Origin of the sequence: Dyella dinghuensis (assembly GCF_003977615.1) — a bacterium.
Classification (GTDB): Bacteria; Pseudomonadota; Gammaproteobacteria; order Xanthomonadales; family Rhodanobacteraceae; genus Dyella_B; species Dyella_B dinghuensis.
On record NZ_RYZR01000006.1, the window covers coordinates 116,396 to 135,104 of the forward strand.

Consider the following 18,709-nt stretch of genomic DNA (forward strand, 5'->3'; position numbering starts at 1 on the left):
CGTCTAGTCGGAAATCAGCGAAAGGCGCCGATATTGGAGGGCTTCGGCAAGATGCGTGCGGTCGAGCGCCGCGGCGCCGTTGTCGATGTCGGCAATGGTGCGCGCGACACGCAAGGTGCGATGGTAGGCGCGGGCTGACAGCCCGAGGCGTTCCAGCGCCGCATCGAACCAGCGCCGTTCGGCTGGACCCAGTGCGCAGTCTCGCTCCAGTTCACGCGTACTGATTTCGGCGTTGGGCCTGCCTGCGCGTGCCAGCGCGTGCTGGCGTGCGCGCATCACACGGCGACGCACGGTGGCGGAATCTTCGTCCTTATCCGTGGGCGGCACGCCGAGTTCGGAGAGCGGTACACCCGGTACTTCGACACACAGATCGATGCGGTCCATCAGCGGACCGGAAATACGCGAACGATAGCGTTGCACCTGATCGGGTGTGCAACGGCAACGCTGGCGTGCATCGCCTGCGTAGCCGCAAGGGCAAGGATTCATCGCCGCAATGAGCTGGAACTGCGCCGGGAAACTCAGCTGACGGGCAGCGCGCGAAATGAGGATGGTTCCGGACTCCATCGGTTCGCGCAGCACTTCGAGCACGTGCCGCGTGAATTCGGGAAATTCATCGAGGAACAACACGCCGTTGTGTGCGAGCGAAATTTCGCCCGGCCGTGGCTGCGTGCCGCCGCCGACCAACGCCACCGCCGACGCGGTGTGGTGCGGCGCACGGAACGGACGACGACGCCAGCGCGCGGGATCGACGATATGACCCGCCACCGACATGACCGCGCAGGTTTCCAGCGCCTCGGATTCGGACATGGGCGGCAGGATGCCCGGCAGGCGTTCGGCCAGCATGGTCTTGCCAGTGCCCGGCGGTCCCATCAGCAACACATGGTGACCGCCGACAGCGGCAATCTCCAATGCTCGGCGTGCCTGCAACTGGCCACGCACATCGGCCAGATCCGGACCGTTATCGTCATGGCTCAGCGCGAGCGATGCAGCGGGCGGCAACAACTCCTGCGCACCGCGCAACCAACCACAGACTTCTGCCAGCGAGTCGGCAACCAACACATCGACTTCAGGAATCAGCGCGGCTTCTTCGGCATTTGCGCGCGGTACCACGACGCGGCGCCCACGCGCACGTGCGCGAATCAACGCCGGCAACACGCCTGAGACCGCACGCAGCTGACCGGAGAGCGCCAGTTCGCCAAGAAATTCGCAATCGTCGAGTTTTTCGCGCGGCACCTGATGACCGGCGGCAAGAATGCCCAGCGCGATGGCGAGATCGAAGCGACCGCCATCTTTGGGCAATTCGGCGGGCGCCAGATTCACCGTGACTCTGCGATTGGGGTATTCGAACGCGGCGTTCTGAATCGCCACGCGGACACGATCGCGCGCTTCGCGCACCGCCGCTTCAGGCAGTCCGACGATGTTGGTACTTGGGAGGCCGCCGGAAAGATGTACTTCCACCATCACCTGTGGTGCAGCGACCCCTTCCTGGGCACGGCTTAGCGTGACGGCAAGACTCATGCGCCGGAGTATACGAAGACGAGCGGGGAGTCGCTGTGAGGCAGGTCCATCAGGCGACTCCATCTGTCAGAGGCGGAAGAAAACGGCCGCCCCCGATTCCTTGGGGTGATGGTGACAAATCGGGGGCGGCTACCGGAACTGGCTATGTACCTGAAGGTGACACGCCGGCTTCCAGCTCCGCCACGCGCTTTTCGAGTTCTTCGACCCGGGCGCGGGTACGCGCCAGGACTTGGGTCTGAACGTCGAACTCCTCCCGGGTAACTAGCTCGAGATGGCGCATTCCCTGCGCCAGGATATCGCGAAAATTGGCGCGCAAATCCTTATGCGCGTCTGCCAGCCCTGGCGGTACCAACGAGACAAGTCGTTGGGCAATTTGATCGATATCCTGCCTGCCCGTCATGGTAGGCACCTCGAACTCGTCGGGGATGAGTCTAAGTAGAAGTCAAAAATGTGCGCCATCGGCTTGATCCATCAGAATGTGTAGGCATTCTCCTACACGGTGGGACAGGCTGCTTTCAGGTAGGAGCAGAATGTATGCTGCGCAGCGCGTGACCGGTCCGGTAGAAGGAAATCTCATGAAATTGGTGGTGGCAGTCATTAAGCCCTTCAAGCTGGACGATGTCCGCGAAGCGCTTGCTGAGGTCGGTGTGCAGGGTATCACCGTGACCGAAGTGAAGGGTTTCGGCCGGCAGAAAGGCCATACCGAGCTCTATCGCGGCGCCGAGTATGTCGTGGATTTCCTACCCAAGATCAAGATCGAGGTGGCCGTGGCGGACGACCAGCTTGACCGCGTGGTCGAGGCCATCACCCAGTCGGCCCGCACCGGCAAGATCGGCGACGGCAAAATTTTCGTCAGCAGTCTGGAGCAGGTGATCCGCATCCGCACCGGCGAGCTGGATCACGACGCGCTTTAAGCTTCCGCCTGCCCGGGCCGCTCGCGCACGATGCGCTGATGGTGGATCAGCAGCCCGGCGAAATAGCAGACGTAGTAACCGACGATCAGGCCATAAATGCCCAGCGTCAGCGGGCTCTGACCGATGCCCGGGCCGTGCACGGGCTGCGCGGCGCCCGTTGAGTCCATCAACTGGGGCGAGACCATCGCGAAACGCCAGACGAGGCGCCCCAGAAACAGGATCGTCAGCAGTGCACCGATGTAGGGGTTGGGTACGTAGCAGTCGCCCTTCACCGGATCGAGCTCAAAGCGCGTGAGGTTCAGACCCACCAACCCGAGCGCCACGCCCAGCACCACGCCGCCGCCAAACCCCAAAAGCAGATCGGTATTGCGTACCGCGATCCCGTAAAAGATCGCCAATGCCCCGAGAATGCCGAACACCACGACGCGGGTAATCATGTTTTTGCGCCGAATCGGCTGCAGACCAAACTGGCTGCGCACGCGAGTCCATACGCGCAGCAAGATAATGGGAATGATGATCAACGGAGCGATGAAATGCGGCGCCATAGCCTTACCTTGCATCCGGAAGATAGGGCCAGCTTAGCAACCGCACGCATGACAGGCGACTGACGTCCGTCATGCATTTTCGATCGACGTTATTTGGCTTTGCCCTGGTTCGCCACGGCGGCCATCTTTGCCGCGATCGCGTCGGCGTCGCCCAGGTAGTAGTGGCGTAGCGGCTTGAGGTTATCGTCGAATTCGTACACCAGCGGCACGCCGTTGGGGATATTCAGCTCCACGATATCGTCGTCGGAAATGCCGTCGAGGTATTTCACCAGCGCGCGGATGGAGTTGCCATGCGCCACCAGCAGTACGCGTTCACCGTTACGAATCGCGGGCGCCAGCATGTCGCTCCAATACGGCGTGACGCGGGCGACGGTGTCCTTCAGGCATTCGGTGTCGGGAATCAGCGCAGGATCGAGATCGGCGTAGCGCGGATCGCGCAGGGATGGATTCTTGTCGCGCTCCAAGGCCGGCGGCGGAATGTCGTAGCTGCGGCGCCAGACCTTCACCTGGTCCTCGCCGTACTTGGCGGCGGTTTCCGCCTTGTTGAGGCCGGTGAGCGCACCGTAATGACGCTCATTCAGGCGCCACTCCGTCACGACCGGAATCCACATCAGATCCATTGCATCCTGCACGTGCCACAGCGTGCGCACCGCGCGCTTGAGCACCGAGGTATGCGCCACGTCGAAGTGATAACCCGCCTGACGCAGCAGCTCGCCCGCTTCGCGCGCCTCGGCGGCACCCTGCTCGGTGATATCGACGTCGGCCCAGCCGCTGAAGCGGTTTTCGAGGTTCCACTGGGATTGGCCGTGGCGGATCAGTACAAGCTTATGCATGGCGTGAATTCGATCGAGTGCGGGGCAAGTGCGAAATGGTGAGGCCCGCCAGCACCTCCGTCAATCGCGCGGACCCTGCCAGGAGTCACGGTAAACGTCTGGGTGAGTTCTGGCATCAAAGGCGATAACCCCATCTGGAGCTCGTCTCATGCGTCTTCTCGTCCCCGCCCTCGCCCTCGCTCTATCCCTGCCACTGGCCGTGGCGGCCCAGGATATCGAGAAGGTCAATGGAGAAATCAGCGTGGATGCCGGCCAGCATGCCGGGGACCTCCACAGCGTCAACGGCGGCATTCAAGTCGGCGCCAACGCCGTTGTACAAGGCGCCAGCACCGTCAATGGCTCCATTCACCTTGGCGATAACGCACAAGCCTCGTCCCTGCACACGGTCAACGGCAGCCTCACGCTGCGCACGGGCAGCCGCGTCACCGGTGAAGTGGAAAGCACGAATGGCGACATCTCGCTCGATTCGCGCGCCGAAGTCGGCGGCAACTTAGCCAACGTGAATGGAACGATCACGCTCAATCATGCGCACATCGGCGGCGGCGTGGCGACAAGCAACGGCGACGTCACCATCGGCGAAGGTTCTCGCATAGACGGCGGACTCGTCGTCAGGGAAGTGCATGGACGGAACTGGCCCAATCGCGATCCGGAAATCATCATCGGCCCGCACGCGGTGGTGAATGGTACGCTGGAGTTCCGCCGCGACGTGGTGCTTGAAGTCAGCGACTCCGCACAGATCGGCGCCGTGCGTGGCGCCACGCCAAAACATTTCAGCGGCGCGACGCCCTGATCTTCCCCATCACACCCAGTCGCGCGGCTTGAGGTAATCGGCAAGCCGCGCTTCGGGTGAACCTTCTTCCGGTTGAAAGGCGTATTCGAAACGCACGCGCGGCGGCAGACTCATCAGGATCGACTCCGTGCGTCCGCCCGATTGCAAACCGAACAACGTGCCGCGGTCGTAGACAAGATTGAATTCGACGTAACGACCGCGGCGATACAGCTGAAATTCGCGCTCGCGCTCGCCATAAGGCATGTCTTTGCGACGTTCGACAATGGGCAGATAAGCATCGAGAAAACCCTGCCCGACGGCTTGCGTGAAAGCCAGGCAGCGATCAAAGCCGCCTTCGTCGAGATCGTCGTAGAACAAGCCACCCACGCCGCGCGTCTCAGCGCGGTGCTTCAGATAGAAATACTCGTCACACCATTTCTTGTAACGCGGATAAACATCGTCGCCGTAGGGCGCGCACAGATCACGCGCGACCGCATGCCAATGTTTGACGTCTTCATCGAACGGATAGAACGGCGTGAGATCGAAACCGCCGCCGAACCACCACACCGATTCCACACCCGGCTTGCTCGCTTCGAAATAGCGCACGTTGGCGTGCGTGGTCGGCACATACGGATTGCGCGGATGCAACACCAGCGACACACCCGTCGCGACAAAACTGCCACCGGCCAATTCGGGGCGATGCGCGGTGGCGCTAGGCGGCAGCTTGTCGCCATGCACCAGCGAAAAATTCACGCCGGCCTGTTCGAACACATCGCCATCACGCAGTACGCGCGTGCGTCCGCCGCCGCCACCCGGGCGCGCCCACGCATCTTCCACAAAAGTGGCTTTGCCATCGATCTGTTCGACCGCCTGGCAGATGCGATCCTGCAGCGTGCGCAAGACATTTTCGGATCGTTCAACTTGCTCGCTGCTGTTCATTCATCCTGTCCGTCAACGTGGCGTTGGGAAAGCTTAGCAAGGCGGCGCTCGCAAACCGATGCATCGCGGCGACCTGCGGCATCGGCTGCGGCTGCATGAACGCCAGCTAGAAGGCCGAATGAGCCCTTCTAGGCAAGCCATGGAGCGGTCGCTAGGCTCATGACATGAGTGTGACAACCCTCCCTCTCGCGGTAACGGCGTACACCGCCACGTCCGCGCTTGGCCTCGGCCTAGACGCTCACCTGCATGCGCTCGACCAGCAGCGCAGCGGGCTGCGCATCAACGATTTTGGCGATGCGCCGCTGCCGTGCTGGATCGGCCGCGTCCCCGGCCTCGAAACTGCCGCCGTACCCGACGACTACGCCCAGTGGGATTGCCGCAACAACCGCCTCGCCTGGCTGGGCCTGAATCAGGACGACTTCTTCACGCAGGTTCAAGCGGCGCGCGAGCGCTATGGTTCAGCACGCGTCGCGCTGTTCTTGGGCACATCTACCGCCAGCATTCGCGCCACGGAGGAAGGCTATCGACGCGTGGATGCTGCCGGTCGAATACCGGCCGATCTGCACCGCCCGGCGATTCACACGCCGCACTCGCTGACGGCTTTCGTCGCGGCGGCATTGGGTATCGAAGGACCGTGCCTGACGATTTCCACGGCGTGCTCATCCAGCGCCAAGGTCTTCGCCAGCGCCGAGCGGCTGATGCGACTGGGCATCGTTGACGCGGCCGTAGTGGGTGGTGTCGATTCCTTGTGCGACAGCGTGCTGTTCGGATTCAACTCGCTGGAACTGGTGTCGCCCGATCCCTGCCGACCGTTCGACGCCACGCGTCGCGGCATTTCCATTGGCGAAGCAGCCGGATTTGCGTTGCTTGAACGCATCGATGCAAATCCAAAGGCTTCGCTGCGATTGCTTGCATGCGGCGAATCCAGCGATGCGCACCATATGTCTACACCCGATCCGAATGGCCGCGGCGCGGAACTTGCGCTGCGCGATGCACTGGATCGCGCACAGATCGATGTCACGCAGGTGGGTTACATCAATCTGCACGGCACCGCGAGCCAGAAAAACGATGCGATGGAAGCGGCGTTGGTCGCTCGGCTTTTTCCGACCAGCACACGAATCAGCTCCACCAAAGCACTTACCGGTCACACACTGGGTGCTGCCGGTATTGTCGAAGCCGTTATCACGCTGCTCGCGTTGCGCGAAGGGTTTGTTCCCGGCAATGCAGGCGCGATCTCGCCCGACCCCGCATGCACAGCGCATTTTGCGTGGGAAAATGAAGATCGTCCTGCACGCATCGCGCTGAGTCATTCCTTCGGTTTTGGCGGTAGCAATGCGTGTCTCGCCTTTGGCCATGTGCGCGCGGGAGCAAGCCCATGACCGAACTGCGCGTTCAAGTCGAAGGTATTGGCCTATGGTCGCCGCAATTGACCGATTTCGATGCGCTTCGCCGATTACTCGACGGACACGCACTTGCAGAACCCGTCGCGCGGCCGCCAACAGCAACACTGTCGATCAATGAACGCCGCCGTGCACCCGAAAGCGTGCTCGTGGCCATCGAAGCAGCCTCGCAAGCAGTAGCGATGAGCAACCGCAACGCCGACAGTCTCGCATGTGTCTTCGCATCGGCTTATGGCGATCAAGCTACAACGGATTACATGTGCCGCGTACTGGCCAATGCGCCGACCGAACTTTCGCCCACACGCTTCCACAATTCCGTCCACAATGCGTCAGCGGGTTATTGGACCATTGCCACGGACTGCCGCGCACCGTCGACTGCTGTCTGTGCGGGGCATGCCAGTTTTGGCGCCGCGCTGTTGGAAGCGGCCGCACAGGTGTGTGCAGACAATCGTCCCGTCCTACTGGTCTGCAGCGACACCGCCGGCATGGGCCCGCTGGGCGAACTGATCGACTGCCGCATCGCCTTTGGCTGCGCATTGGTGTTGTCACCTTTTTCCGATGGTGCCGCGTTACCACTGCATCTCTCGTTGATTCCGGAAACATCCGGCGAGACGCAACTTCCCCAGCCTTGCAAGGCATGGATGCGCGACAACCCTTCGGCAGCGTGTCTGCCGCTTCTGGCGATGTTGGCTCGCGGCGTCGGTCAATGTGTTTTGGCAGCTTCCGAAAAGCTGGGGCTGCGTGCACAGATGGAGGTCACTGCGTGAATGAGATGACACGGTGGTGTGTGCTGATTCCCTGCCTCAATGAAGAAAAGGCGATTGGCACGGTGGTGAAATCGGCGCTCACGCTGGGCGTTCCGGTCATCGTGATCGACGACGGCTCGGACGATCGCACACCCGATATCGTCGGCACATTGCCGGTGACCTTGCTGCGCCACACGCACCGTCGCGGCAAAGGCGAAGCGTTGCGCACAGGTTTTCGCGAAGCGCTGGCCCAGGGATTCGACGCCGTCGTGACGATGGATGGCGACGGTCAGCATCTGGCCGAAGATATTCCACGGCTCGTCGATGTCGGCAAACGTTTCCCCGATCACATCGTCATCGGCGCGCGCCTGCTTCATCGCGAGCAGCAACCCAAGAGCCGCCGCCGCGCGAACGCCCTCGCCGACTGGGGCATCTCATGGGCGTGCGCGCAACCGGTGGCGGATACGCAAAGCGGTCAACGCTGGTATCCGCGCAGCGCCCTGGAACTGGTGGAGCTTGATGCACAGAATTTCGTGTTCGAAGCGGCGATGCTTATCGCTGGCTCGCGCGAGAAGGGGTTGGGAATCGTCTCGGTGCCGATCGCTTCGCGTTATGAAGGCTCGTTCCGTCTGAGTCACTTCAGCCCGATCCGCGACGTTATGCGAATCACGGTGTACACCGTCGGCCGCATGTTTCATTACGGCCAGTGGCGCGCCAGTTATCGTCGTTCGCGGGCGGAACCGTTGGTTATCGACGATACGTTTTCGCGTCACGCTGCGTAGCGCACGCCTTGCATCAAGCGTCTGTGTGCATCACCGCCGCGCGGCCTGATGCGAGTAGCTGTCCGCCCTGTTCTACGCTAAACCTGTATTGCGCGCCGCTTTCGTCAGCGGACAAGCATTCTGCGTGCACATCGAGGCGACCTTTCGACAGGTCGACGTATTCGACCATCAGACGCAGGTCGCGCAGACTTACCAGTCGACCGGGACGCATTTTTGCCTGCGCGCGCGATATCGCCCGAAGTGCGCCGTGCACCGCAGTCGCCTGGGCACCGTATTCGGCCAGATGCACGGCGTGCAGCCCTGACGCACCGCGTAGCGGATGATCGTTCTGCGTATGCCGATCACTGACAGCGTGGATGCTGGTGTCATCCCACGCGTGCACCGCATCGATCAGCGCCATATCTCCCGCATGCGGAATATAAGCCGCCCACTCCTTTTGCGTGAGCACCGTCAGACCTCTCGCAAGGTGTCGGCGCGGGGCAATGACACAGCTTCGCGATCGGTGTCCTGCCGCCAGAAGTCGTAGAAGTTGAACCAGTTATACGGATAGGCGCGCGCGTAATATTCCAGGCGTTCGGCGTAACGACTTAGCACCTCGTCGAGTGCCTGATTGCGCGCATCGCGTGGAATCTCGATGCGATCGGCAAAAGGCTCGAACGTGAGTGCGTAACGGGAACCGCCGCGGTAGATGCCGAAGCAAAGTATCACCGGCACCTGTAACGTGCTGGCAAGCAGCCACGGTCCAATCGGAAACGGCGCGGGCTCGCCGAGAAAATTCACGCTGCGCAGCACTTCATGCGAACGCCCACGGTCGGCCAGCAACGCGACCATGCCGCCGTTGCTGCACGCTTCCGCAACGGCGAGCGTGATCGCCGCGCCGCCCTGCGACACATCGATCACCGCCTCACCGACTTCGGGTGCCAGCGATTCGAACAGCTCGGTCATCGCGGGTGTCTTTTGCTTGTCGAGCAGCACGCGCAATGGCACTTCCGGGCAGCGTGCGCTGAGCGTGCGCAACACTTCAAAACTGCCCTGATGCGAACCGACCAGCAACACGCCGCGCCCTTGCGCAAGACGTTCCTGCAACAGCTCGACGCCCGTTACATCGATCTCGAATTCCCGTTCGCCATGGGCAAGCAGGAAGATGCGGTCGGACAATGTCACGGCGAAGCTATGCACGTGCTTGAGCACTTCCCACCAGGTAGCCGGGCGGCCGAATGCGCGGGTGAGGTATTCGCGTGACGCACGACGTTCCTCGCCACGGCGAAGGAAGTAGTACAGCGACATCGGGTAAAGGAAGATCTGGAAAACGCGTCGTCCGCAACGCAGCGCCACGTTGATCACAACGCCAATGGAAAAGCGGTCGCCACCTTCGCGTTGATCTTGCCAGTGCGCCGTCATGACGCGCCCTCGATCACACCGCGCGCCAACACGCGCTGTTCACGCTGGATGGCAAAACGGATACGCCCGGCGACGTCGTCCAGTTCCAGCTCAGCCTGTTCGCCTGGATGCAACGGCGCCAAAAATTTCACCTCAAGCACACGCGCCAAACGCAGGTTGCGCCAGTCGCGCAGCGCGCGGGCAACGTGTTCAAGCAGCACGACACCGGGTACCAGCGGATGGCCTGGAAAGTGTCCGGGCAGGCACGGGTGCTCCGGCGGTACGCATAGCGCCGTGCGGTAACGCGCGTTGCTGGTGTTGCGTTGATCCACAGGAATACGCCAGTGAGGAAGCGAGTTCGATCATGCGGATTCGACCTGTCAGAGGCCTTAACGCAAGATCAGACGGTCCGCTCCCGTTCAACGTATTCGGAGAGCGCGTGCAAGCTGCTGAAAATGCGCTGGTTGTCCGGATGGTCCGAACGCAGTTGCAGACCGTAACGCTTGGATACGGCCAACGCGATTTCCAACGCATCGATGGAGTCCAGACCCAGGTCGCCCCCGAACAGCGGTGCGTTCGGCTCGATCTGCGAAGGATCGACCGTTTCCAGGTTCAGGGCGTCCACTATCAGGACAGCCAGTTCGTGTTCGGCTGCGGTCTGCGTGACCATGCGTGTTTCGATACTCCGGATGCACTCGCCCACCCCCGGCTGGGGTGGCCGGCCAGTGTAACATAGGGGTCTTGTTCTTCCCGGTCTGAGAGCCTGCTTATGATCTCTGCGTGGCCCGCGCCGCACCTGTTTGCCAGCCGGGCAAGGAGGAGCGAAGGCGTGTATGTCGATACACAACTGAGTGAGGACGCAGCACGGCTGGCAAACAGGCCCGGCCCTTCGGGTTGTTATGCTGCGGCCGTCATGCGGCAGTGCGTGGCTTGGCTTGACAGCCAGTCAAGCGCTGCGCCCCGCACTACCACCTGCCAGCCGCAGCATAACAACGCGGGCTACGCAGAGATCATAAGCAGGCTCTAGCATGGTTCAACGAAGCGAAAACCTGCAGGTCCAGCCCGGCCTGCCGCGTAGTCCGCGCGTCACGTATCGCATGGCCGATCCAGGCACGGCCCTGGACGAACCGGGCACGTTGGCCGTCTTTGGTTTCGGCGCAGGCGCGCGTGGCCATGACGGCGATCCGCGCTGGTTTCGCGTCGCCCTGGAAAGCTTCGACGCACCCGCTCCGATCGAGCTATGGCAGGTGGATGCGGAAATCAGCTACGGCCACCACGATGCCGTGCGCTGGTCGTCGGGCGGCGGCTGGTTGTTCGCCGCCATCGAAGTGGACGAGCGCGATGCCGGCGGCATGGAAGGTGCGGCTCGACAGGCGTACGCAGCGCTTCGTCAATTCATGAGCACACGCAGCGAGCGGTGCGTGCTGCGCATCTGGAATTACATCGCCAACATCAACGATGGCGAAGACGATGCAGAGCGCTACAAGCAATTTTGCGACGGCCGTGCGGCAGGCCTGGACGATTTCTTCGCAGAAGGTTTTCCGGCAGCCACCGCCATCGGTCATCACCATGACAAGCACCTGCTGCAGGTCTACCTGCTGGCAGGCATCGATACCGGCACAGCTGTTGAAAATCCGCGACAGACCAGCGCCTGGCGCTATCCGCGCCAATACGGACGTACATCGCCAGGTTTTGCGCGCGCCATGTTGATGCCGGCTCAAGACGCCTTGGCGATTTCAGGCACCGCTGCCGTGGTGGGACACGCGTCAACGCATGAGGGCGATGTCGAAGCACAGCTCAACGAAACGCTCACCAATCTTGAAGCACTGCTTGCAAGCGCCGACATGCCCGCGGGTTTCGACACGCATTCGCCGCTGAAAGCCTATGTGCGTCACGCTACCGACGCCACGCGCGTGTGGGAGATCCTGCAGCGCCGACTGCCGGGCGTACCGGTGCTGCTGATGCACGGCGATGTGTGCCGCCGCGAATTACTGGTGGAAATCGACGGGTGGCGCTTTAGCTAACAGCGCCACCTGTTTGGTTTACGTCTTCTTTTCAGGCCTTTTCCAGCCGTGCAGCGTCGTCTGACGTGCACGCGCCACGGTGAGTTCGCCCGCCGACGCATCTTTCGTAATGACGGAACCGGCGCCAATGGTCGCTTGCGCACCCACAGTAACGGGTGCCACCAGCGCTGTATTGGAACCAATAAATACGCCGTCTTCGATATACGTCACAAACTTGTTGATGCCATCGTAGTTGCACGTAATCGTGCCTGCACCGACGTTAACGTTGCGGCCGATCACCGTATCGCCGAGGTACGAAAGGTGATTGGCCTTGCTGTTTTCGCCAATGATCGCTTTCTTGGTTTCGACGAAGTTGCCTACGTGCACACCTGATGCCAATTCCGTTCCCGGCCGCAAACGTGCAAAGGGACCGATGATGCAGGGACCTTGCGTCACGACGCCGTCGATGTCGCAATGCGCCTGTACGACGGTGCCGGCTGCAAGTTTTGCATCGCGAATGCGGCAGAACGGGCCAATGCGAACCCCGTCGCCCAATTGCACGTGCCCCTCGAGAATCACGTCGATATCGATATCGACATCAAAGCCGGCTTCAACCGTGCCGCGCACATCAATGCGCGTCGGGTCGACAAGACGCACACCCGCCATCGTCAAATTTTGCGCTTCACGTCGGCGATAAGCCGATTCCAGCTCAGCAAGCTGCCAGGGATTGTTCGCACCGGCCGCTTCCGTGGCGTCTTCGCATTCCACGCTTTGCGCAGCATGGTTTTCGCCCGCTGCCATCGCAAAGATGTCGGTGAGGTAGTACTCGCCTTGCGCATTGTTGCGATTGAGTTGGCTGGTCCAGCGCTTAAGCGATTGGGCTTCGGCGGCGACGATGCCCGTGTTGATGACGTTGATGGTGCGCTGGGTGTCGTCGGCGTCCTTCTCTTCGATCACCGCGCGTACCAGTCCATTGCCGTCGCGCAGAACACGGCCATAACCATGCGGATCGGGGACGCGCGTGGTGAGCAAGGAGAGAGCGCCGTCGACATCCATCAGACGCTTGAGCGTGTGGGCGCGCGTCATCGGCACGTCGCCGTACAAAACCAGCACCGTGGCATCGTCCGGCACCTGATTCAGCGCTTGCGATACGGCGTGCCCGGTTCCCAGCCGATCCGCCTGCAACACCCATTGCAAATCCGCCTGCCCGTCGAACGCCGCAAGCACCTGATCGCCAGCATGCCCATAGACCACGTGGATAGCGCTCGGCTGAAGCGCGCGCGCCGTGGTCAACACGTGTTCCAGGAGGGGACGTCCGGCCAACGGCATCAACACCTTGGCCTTCCTGGATTTCATGCGCTTGCCCTCGCCTGCCGCGAGAACAATGACGTGGAGCGGCTGGTTCTTCATTGCCTGGATCCATCGGGGTGACAGTTGCAAGCTTAGCAGTCGGTTATGTGCGCGAAACCTGACGGCGCCATGTACGTGGGCAATGCCACGGCGGTGTCATTTAACGGCCAGCCGGATGTCCGTGGACGGCCGGTTCGCGACGGCTTTGCAGACCACATCCGCGCGAGCCGCACCCCATCACGGCGCGGATGTTTTATCTACCGACGTATTGGTCTGCCCATCGCGGCATTCGAAATGGAAGGCATACATAAGGCTGAAGGGCTTCAACTCGTGACTCTGCAAATGCCGGGTTCCATCCGCATCATGGGTCCATTTATCGATCTGCAGCGGACTGAACTCCCATTGCGTTGCGGCGACGCGCACCGCGTCGATGTAATGATGCCGGGATGGATCGGCCCGCACTTCATCGTCGACGCGTACGTCGGTGACGCGCCCGGATTCATCGATGATCAACTGTGCCTGCACATCTACCGAAGGTGGGCACTTCGGAAGTTCCTGAGCGGGGTAAATGGGCGACACCCGCGAGATAACGCCGGCACCCGATGCGACCTGATCGACAGCGAGGTCGTAGCGCGGCGTACTGGGCGTATCGACCACATGCCACGACGCACTGCCCTGCGGCGTCGCTTCGGGCGCCGACTTGATGGTCGTGTGACACGCGCAAAGCGTGAAGCCCATGATGGCCACCAGACATCCGTTTCGCCAACGCATGCGGAATCCCTCCCCTGTGGTGACAATCATGGTGGCGCAAACGAAAACGCCGACGCAAGGCCGGCGTTTCGCAGACAAGCGGAGCGAACGATCAGTGCTTGAGGTTCTTGCGCAGACGCTCCAGCGCCTGCAGCTGAGCCAGAGCCTGCGCCAGCTTCGTCTGTGCTTCGGACACTTCCATCGCGTCGGTGCGATTGGCCAGCGCGTCTTCGGCCTCTTTCTTGGCGCGCTGTGCGGCTGCTTCATCCAGATCGGCGGCGCGCACGGCCGTGTCGGCCAATACCGTGACGACCTGCGGCTGCACTTCGAGAATGCCGCCGGAGATGTAGAACTGCTGACGCTCGCCGCCCTCCAGCACCACGTCGACGTGGCCAGGCTTGAGGCGCGTGATCAGCGGCGCGTGGCGAGGCGTGATACCCAACTCGCCCAGCTCGCCGGTGGCGACGACCATCACTGCTTCGCCGTGAAAGATTTCGGCTTCGGCACTGACGATGTCGCAACGAATGGTGGTCATAACTTTCTCACTTCATTCGACGTATCGAATGGAAAGGATTTTCTGTCTTTCCGGGATCGACCTGCTTGCAGGCGATCCCGGATGCGACGGTCGATCAGGCAGCCTTCTTGGCGCCCATCTCTTCGGCTTTCTTGATCGCTTCGTCGATGCCGCCGACCATGTAGAACGCCTGTTCCGGCACATGGTCCACATCGCCATCGACGATCATCTTGAAGCCGCGGATGGTTTCCTTCAGCGACACGTACTTGCCGGGCGAACCGGTGAACACTTCGGCCACGTGGAACGGCTGCGAGAAGAAGCGCTCGCACTTACGTGCGCGGTACACCACCTGCTTGTCTTCCTCGGACAGTTCGTCCATGCCGAGAATCGCGATGATGTCCTTCAATTCCTTGTAACGCTGCAGCATGCCCTGCACGCGACGGGCAACGTCGTAGTGCTCCGGGCCGACCACGTTCGGGTCGAGCTGGCGGCTGGTGGAATCGAGCGGATCCACGGCGGGATAAATACCCAGCGAGGCGATGTTACGGGACAGCACCACGGTCGCGTCCAAGTGGGCGAAGGTGGTCGCCGGCGACGGGTCGGTCAAGTCATCCGCGGGCACGTACACGGCCTGGATCGAGGTGATCGAACCGGTCTTGGTCGAGGTAATGCGTTCCTGCAGCACGCCCATTTCTTCGGCGAGCGTCGGCTGGTAACCCACGGCCGACGGCATACGGCCGAGCAGCGCGGACACTTCGGTACCGGCCAGCGTGTAGCGGTAGATGTTGTCCACGAAGAACAGCACGTCGCGGCCCTTGCCGTGTTCGTCCTTTTCGTCGCGGAAGTATTCGGCCATGGTCAGGCCAGTCAGCGCCACGCGCAGACGGTTACCCGGCGGCTCATTCATCTGGCCGTACACCATCGCCACTTTCGACTCCGGCAGGTTGTCCACCTTCACGACGCCGGCGTCCTGCATCTCGTGATAGAAGTCGTTGCCTTCACGGGTACGCTCACCCACGCCGGCGAACACCGACAGACCCGAGTGCTGGGTCGCGATGTTGTTGATGAGTTCGAGCATGTTCACGGTCTTGCCCACGCCGGCGCCGCCGAACAGGCCGACCTTGCCGCCCTTGGCGAACGGGCAGATCAGGTCGATCACCTTGATGCCGGTTTCGAGCAGTTCGTTGGCCATCGCCTGGTCGTCATAGGACGGCGCTTCGCGGTGGATGACCCAATGGTCGTTCGCATCGATCGGGCCGACTTCGTCGATCGGATTGCCGAGCACGTCCATGATGCGGCCAAGGGTTCCCTTGCCGACCGGCACCTTGATGCCTTCGCCGGTGTTGCGCGCAACGAGGCCGCGCTTCAGACCGTCGGTGGAACCGAGGGCGATCGTACGCACGACGCCGTCGCCCAGCACCTGCTGGACTTCCAGCGTGATGTGGGTGCCGTCGATCTTCAGTGCGTCATACACCTGCGGCACCTGGTCGCGTGCGAACTCGACGTCGATAACCGCGCCGATGATCTGTACAACTTTGCCCTGACTCATGGATGTGCTCCGGATGGATCTTTTAAAAGTGTCTGGTTTTACTGCCAAAGCGCCGCCTGGGCGTCGCTCTTTTTAAATAGTGCTGCCATGGATGGCAGCTTTTTGATCTTCGCGGTCATGGATGACCGCACTCATACAGCCGCCGCACCACCGACGATTTCCGAGATTTCCTGCGTGATCGCAGCCTGACGTGCCTTGTTGTAGCTCAGTGTCAGTTCGCTGATGACCTTGGTGGCATTGTCCGACGCCGACTTCATCGCCACCATGCGCGCGGCATGTTCGCTGGCGAGATTTTCCAGCACGGACTGATACACCACCGACTCGATATAGCGCGCCAGCACGTGCTCCAGCACAGAAGCCGGATCGGGTTCGTAGATGTAATCCCAATCGTGCGACTGCTCGAGTTCAACACCTGGGATGTGCTGCGCTTCCAATTCCGCAGCCACAGCCGGGAGCGGCAGCAGTGCGTCGACGGTGGGCTTTTGCGTCATCGTGTTGACGAAGTCGTTGTACGCGAGGAACACGCGATCCAGCTTGCCTTCGCTGAAGGAGTCCAGCACGACCTTGATGACGCCGATCAGCTGCTCGACCTTCGGGCGGTCGCCAAGATGCGACGTGCTGCCGATCAGATTCACACCGTTGATGCGGCGGAAGAACTGTACGGCCTTCTGACCGATCGCCACGACGTCGACCTGCACACCCTTGTCCTGCCATTCGCGAATCGCGGGCAACAGGCGACGGAACAGGTTGGAGTTCAGACCGCCGCAGAGACCGCGGTCGGTCGTCACCACCACATAGCCGACGCGCGCGATTTCCTTGCGCTCGACCAGGAACGGATGGTTGAACTCGGTGCTCGCCTGCGCGACGTGTGCAATGACCTTGCGCATCGCACGCGCATAGGGGCGCGAGGCCTTCATCAGGTCCTGCGCTTTGCGAATCTTGGAGGCCGAGACCATTTCGAGCGCGCGCGTCACTTTGCGCATGTTCTGCGTGCTCTTGATCTTGGTTTTAATTTCGCGTCCGCTTGCCACGTTTGCCTCAACCTGTTGGGTCTATGCCGATTCGGTCCTTCGACCGAGATGCGGTGCAGTCATGCGTATCGCACAACTGCACACCCTTTATTGCTTACCAGCTGCCCGTCTTCTTGAACTCGTCGAGGCCGGCCTTGAAGGTGCCCTCGATGTCGTTGTTCCAGTCACCAGTCGCAACGATCTTCTTCATCAGGTCGTTGTAGTTCTGGTGGAAGAAGTCGTGCAGGCCTTTTTCGAACGGCAGCACTTTGTTCACCGGCAGATCGTCCAGGTAGCCCTTTTCAGCGGCGTACACGGAGAGTGCCAATTCGGCGATGGAGAGCGGCGCGTACTGCTTCTGCTTCATCAGCTCGGTGACGCGCTGACCGCGGTCGAGCTGCGCACGCGTGGCCGGATCGAGGTCCGAAGCGAACTGCGCGAATGCCGCCAGTTCGCGGTACTGCGCGAGCGACAGCTTCACGCCGCCGGACAGCTTCTTCACGATCTTGGTCTGCGCTGCACCACCCACGCGCGACACCGAGATACCGGCGTTCACAGCGGGACGGATACCGGCGTTGAACAGGTCGGTTTCCAGGAAGATCTGACCGTCGGTGATCGAAATCACGTTGGTCGGCACGAACGCGGACACGTCGCCGGCCTGCGTTTCGATGATCGGCAGCGCGGTAAGCGAACCGGTCTTGCCCTTCACTTCGCCGTTGGTGAACTTCTCGACGTACTCTTCGGACACGCGAGCAGCGCGCTCGAGCAGACGCGAGTGCAAATAGAACACGTCACCCGGATACGCTTCGCGGCCCGGAGGGCGCTTCAGCAGCAGCGAGATCTGACGATAAGCGACGGCCTGCTTAGACAGATCGTCATAGATGATCAGTGCGTCTTCGCCGCGGTCACGGAAGTATTCACCCATCGCGCAACCGGAGTACGGCGCGATGTACTGCAGCGCTGCCGACTCGGACGCCGAAGCGACGACGACGATGGTGTTGGCCAGTGCGCCGTTCTCTTCGAGCTTGCGCACGACGTTGGCGATCGACGAACGCTTCTGGCCGATCGCGACGTAAACGCACTTAATGCCGGAATCTTTCTGATTGATGATCGCGTCGATGGCCAGCGCGGTCTTGCCGGTCTGACGGTCGCCGATGATCAGCTCGCGCTGACCGCGGCCGATCGGAATCATCGAGTCGACGGACTTGTAACCGGTCTGCACCGGCTGATCGACCGACTTACGCCAGATCACGCCCGGCGCAACCTTTTCGATCGGCGACGTGAGCTTGGTGGCAATCGGGCCCTTGCCGTCGATCGGGTTACCGAGCGAATCGACCACGCGACCGAGCATTTCCGGACCGACCGGCACTTCGAGAATACGGCCGGTGGTCTTGGCGGTGTCGCCTTCGCGCAGATGCTGGTATTCACCCAGCACCACGGCGCCGACCGAGTCGCGCTCCAGGTTCAGCGCCAGCGCAAACGCGTTGCCCGGCAGTTCGATCATTTCGCCCTGCATCACATCGGCCAGGCCGTGGATGCGCACGATGCCGTCGGACACGCTGATGATCGTGCCCTCATTGCGGGCTTCCGCGCCGAGTTTGAACTGCTCGATGCGGTTCTTGATCAGTTCGCTGATCTCGGACGGGTTCAGGGTGGAACTGGACATGGTCGTTATCCTTGGGTTTGCGCCGCACCAGCGGCACCCGG

The 18,709-nt window shown here is 61.6% G+C and carries 21 protein-coding genes; 6 read left to right on the plus strand and 15 right to left on the minus strand.

Features of this window, described 5'->3' with window-relative positions; all coding sequences use genetic code 11:
- Positions 1-3: 3 nt before the first annotated feature.
- Both EKH79_RS11565 and EKH79_RS11570 read right to left on the minus strand, forming a co-directional pair.
- A complete protein-coding gene (locus EKH79_RS11565) occupies positions 4-1,518 on the minus strand; it encodes a YifB family Mg chelatase-like AAA ATPase (protein ID WP_126673983.1) in 1,515 nt (504 codons plus the stop codon).
- Between the two features lie 142 nt (positions 1,519-1,660).
- Positions 1,661-1,918, minus strand: a complete 258-nt coding sequence (locus EKH79_RS11570; protein WP_126673984.1) for an accessory factor UbiK family protein — start codon at positions 1,916-1,918, stop codon at positions 1,661-1,663.
- Positions 1,919-2,093: 175 nt separating this feature from the next.
- Between EKH79_RS11570 and glnK the strand changes: the two genes are divergently transcribed.
- Positions 2,094-2,432, plus strand: coding sequence for a P-II family nitrogen regulator (gene glnK, locus EKH79_RS11575; protein WP_126673985.1), 339 nt, complete (start codon positions 2,094-2,096; stop codon positions 2,430-2,432).
- On the opposite strand, the gene EKH79_RS11580 is transcribed toward glnK, so the two are convergent.
- Together EKH79_RS11580 and gpmA are read right to left on the minus strand one after the other, a co-directional pair.
- Positions 2,429-2,977, minus strand: coding sequence for a CcdC protein domain-containing protein (locus EKH79_RS11580; protein ID WP_126673986.1), 549 nt, complete (start codon positions 2,975-2,977; stop codon positions 2,429-2,431). The genes glnK and EKH79_RS11580 overlap by 4 nt on opposite strands.
- Before the next feature lie 89 nt (positions 2,978-3,066).
- Positions 3,067-3,810, minus strand: a complete 744-nt coding sequence (gene gpmA, locus EKH79_RS11585; protein WP_126673987.1) for a 2,3-diphosphoglycerate-dependent phosphoglycerate mutase — start codon at positions 3,808-3,810, stop codon at positions 3,067-3,069.
- Between the two features lie 148 nt (positions 3,811-3,958).
- Here gpmA and EKH79_RS11590 point away from each other — a divergent pair, with 148 nt between their 5' ends.
- Positions 3,959-4,600, plus strand: a complete 642-nt coding sequence (locus tag EKH79_RS11590; protein ID WP_126673988.1) for a DUF4097 family beta strand repeat-containing protein — start codon at positions 3,959-3,961, stop codon at positions 4,598-4,600.
- 9 nt (positions 4,601-4,609) lie between these two features.
- Here the strand turns inward: EKH79_RS11590 and hemF are convergent, their stop codons facing one another.
- Positions 4,610-5,518, minus strand: a complete 909-nt coding sequence (gene hemF / locus EKH79_RS11595; protein WP_126673989.1) for an oxygen-dependent coproporphyrinogen oxidase — start codon at positions 5,516-5,518, stop codon at positions 4,610-4,612.
- A 164-nt stretch (positions 5,519-5,682) separates the two neighbouring features.
- On the opposite strand from hemF, the gene EKH79_RS11600 reads away from it, so the two are divergent.
- From EKH79_RS11600 to EKH79_RS11610, 3 genes are read left to right on the plus strand one after another with little or no spacing between them, the layout of a single operon-like run.
- Positions 5,683-6,897, plus strand: coding sequence for a beta-ketoacyl-[acyl-carrier-protein] synthase family protein (locus EKH79_RS11600; protein WP_126673990.1), 1,215 nt, complete (start codon positions 5,683-5,685; stop codon positions 6,895-6,897).
- Entirely contained in the window at positions 6,894-7,685 is a 792-nt protein-coding gene (locus EKH79_RS11605; RefSeq protein WP_126673991.1) for a beta-ketoacyl synthase chain length factor, read from the plus strand. Before EKH79_RS11600 ends, EKH79_RS11605 begins: the two co-directional genes overlap by 4 nt.
- Positions 7,686-7,690: 5 nt before the next feature.
- Positions 7,691-8,446 carry a glycosyltransferase family 2 protein gene (locus EKH79_RS11610; RefSeq protein WP_126674412.1) on the plus strand — a complete coding sequence of 252 codons (756 nt, stop codon included), beginning with the start codon at positions 7,691-7,693 and terminating at the stop codon, positions 8,444-8,446.
- Positions 8,447-8,459: 13 nt separating this feature from the next.
- Here EKH79_RS11610 and EKH79_RS11615 read toward each other — a convergent pair whose 3' ends face one another.
- From EKH79_RS11615 to EKH79_RS11630, 4 genes are all read right to left on the minus strand, one after another.
- Positions 8,460-8,894, minus strand: a complete 435-nt coding sequence (locus EKH79_RS11615) for a hotdog family protein (protein ID WP_126673992.1) — start codon at positions 8,892-8,894, stop codon at positions 8,460-8,462.
- A 2-nt stretch (positions 8,895-8,896) separates the two neighbouring features.
- Entirely contained in the window at positions 8,897-9,847 is a 951-nt protein-coding gene (locus EKH79_RS11620; RefSeq protein ID WP_126673993.1) for a lysophospholipid acyltransferase family protein, read from the minus strand.
- Positions 9,844-10,158 carry an ApeI family dehydratase gene (locus EKH79_RS11625; protein ID WP_126673994.1) on the minus strand — a complete coding sequence of 105 codons (315 nt, stop codon included), beginning with the start codon at positions 10,156-10,158 and terminating at the stop codon, positions 9,844-9,846. The genes EKH79_RS11620 and EKH79_RS11625 overlap by 4 nt, the downstream gene beginning before the upstream one ends.
- Before the next feature lie 68 nt (positions 10,159-10,226).
- On the minus strand, positions 10,227-10,496 hold the full coding sequence (locus EKH79_RS11630) for a phosphopantetheine-binding protein (protein WP_126673995.1): 270 nt from the start codon (positions 10,494-10,496) through the stop codon (positions 10,227-10,229).
- 358 nt (positions 10,497-10,854) lie between these two features.
- Here EKH79_RS11630 and EKH79_RS11635 point away from each other — a divergent pair, with 358 nt between their 5' ends.
- A complete protein-coding gene (locus EKH79_RS11635; protein WP_126673996.1) occupies positions 10,855-11,850 on the plus strand; it encodes a chorismate transformation FkbO/Hyg5 family protein in 996 nt (331 codons plus the stop codon).
- Between the two features lie 18 nt (positions 11,851-11,868).
- Here the strand turns inward: EKH79_RS11635 and glmU are convergent, their stop codons facing one another.
- The 6 genes from glmU to atpA form a co-directional block, all read right to left on the minus strand.
- A complete protein-coding gene (glmU, locus tag EKH79_RS11640; protein WP_126673997.1) occupies positions 11,869-13,239 on the minus strand; it encodes a bifunctional UDP-N-acetylglucosamine diphosphorylase/glucosamine-1-phosphate N-acetyltransferase GlmU in 1,371 nt (456 codons plus the stop codon).
- 177 nt (positions 13,240-13,416) lie between these two features.
- Entirely contained in the window at positions 13,417-13,950 is a 534-nt protein-coding gene (locus EKH79_RS11645; RefSeq protein ID WP_126673998.1) for a hypothetical protein, read from the minus strand.
- A 91-nt stretch (positions 13,951-14,041) separates the two neighbouring features.
- The gene (locus EKH79_RS11650; protein ID WP_126673999.1) at positions 14,042-14,464 is read right to left on the minus strand and encodes a F0F1 ATP synthase subunit epsilon; all 423 of its coding nucleotides are present in this window, start codon (positions 14,462-14,464) and stop codon (positions 14,042-14,044) included.
- A 94-nt stretch (positions 14,465-14,558) separates the two neighbouring features.
- Entirely contained in the window at positions 14,559-15,992 is a 1,434-nt protein-coding gene (atpD, locus tag EKH79_RS11655; protein WP_126674000.1) for a F0F1 ATP synthase subunit beta, read from the minus strand.
- 131 nt (positions 15,993-16,123) lie between these two features.
- Positions 16,124-17,023: a F0F1 ATP synthase subunit gamma gene (atpG, locus tag EKH79_RS11660; RefSeq protein WP_126674001.1), complete on the minus strand. Its 900-nt coding sequence runs from the start codon at positions 17,021-17,023 to the stop codon at positions 16,124-16,126.
- Positions 17,024-17,117: 94 nt separating this feature from the next.
- Positions 17,118-18,668, minus strand: coding sequence for a F0F1 ATP synthase subunit alpha (gene atpA, locus EKH79_RS11665; RefSeq protein ID WP_126674002.1), 1,551 nt, complete (start codon positions 18,666-18,668; stop codon positions 17,118-17,120).
- Between the last annotated feature and the right edge of the window lie 41 nt (positions 18,669-18,709).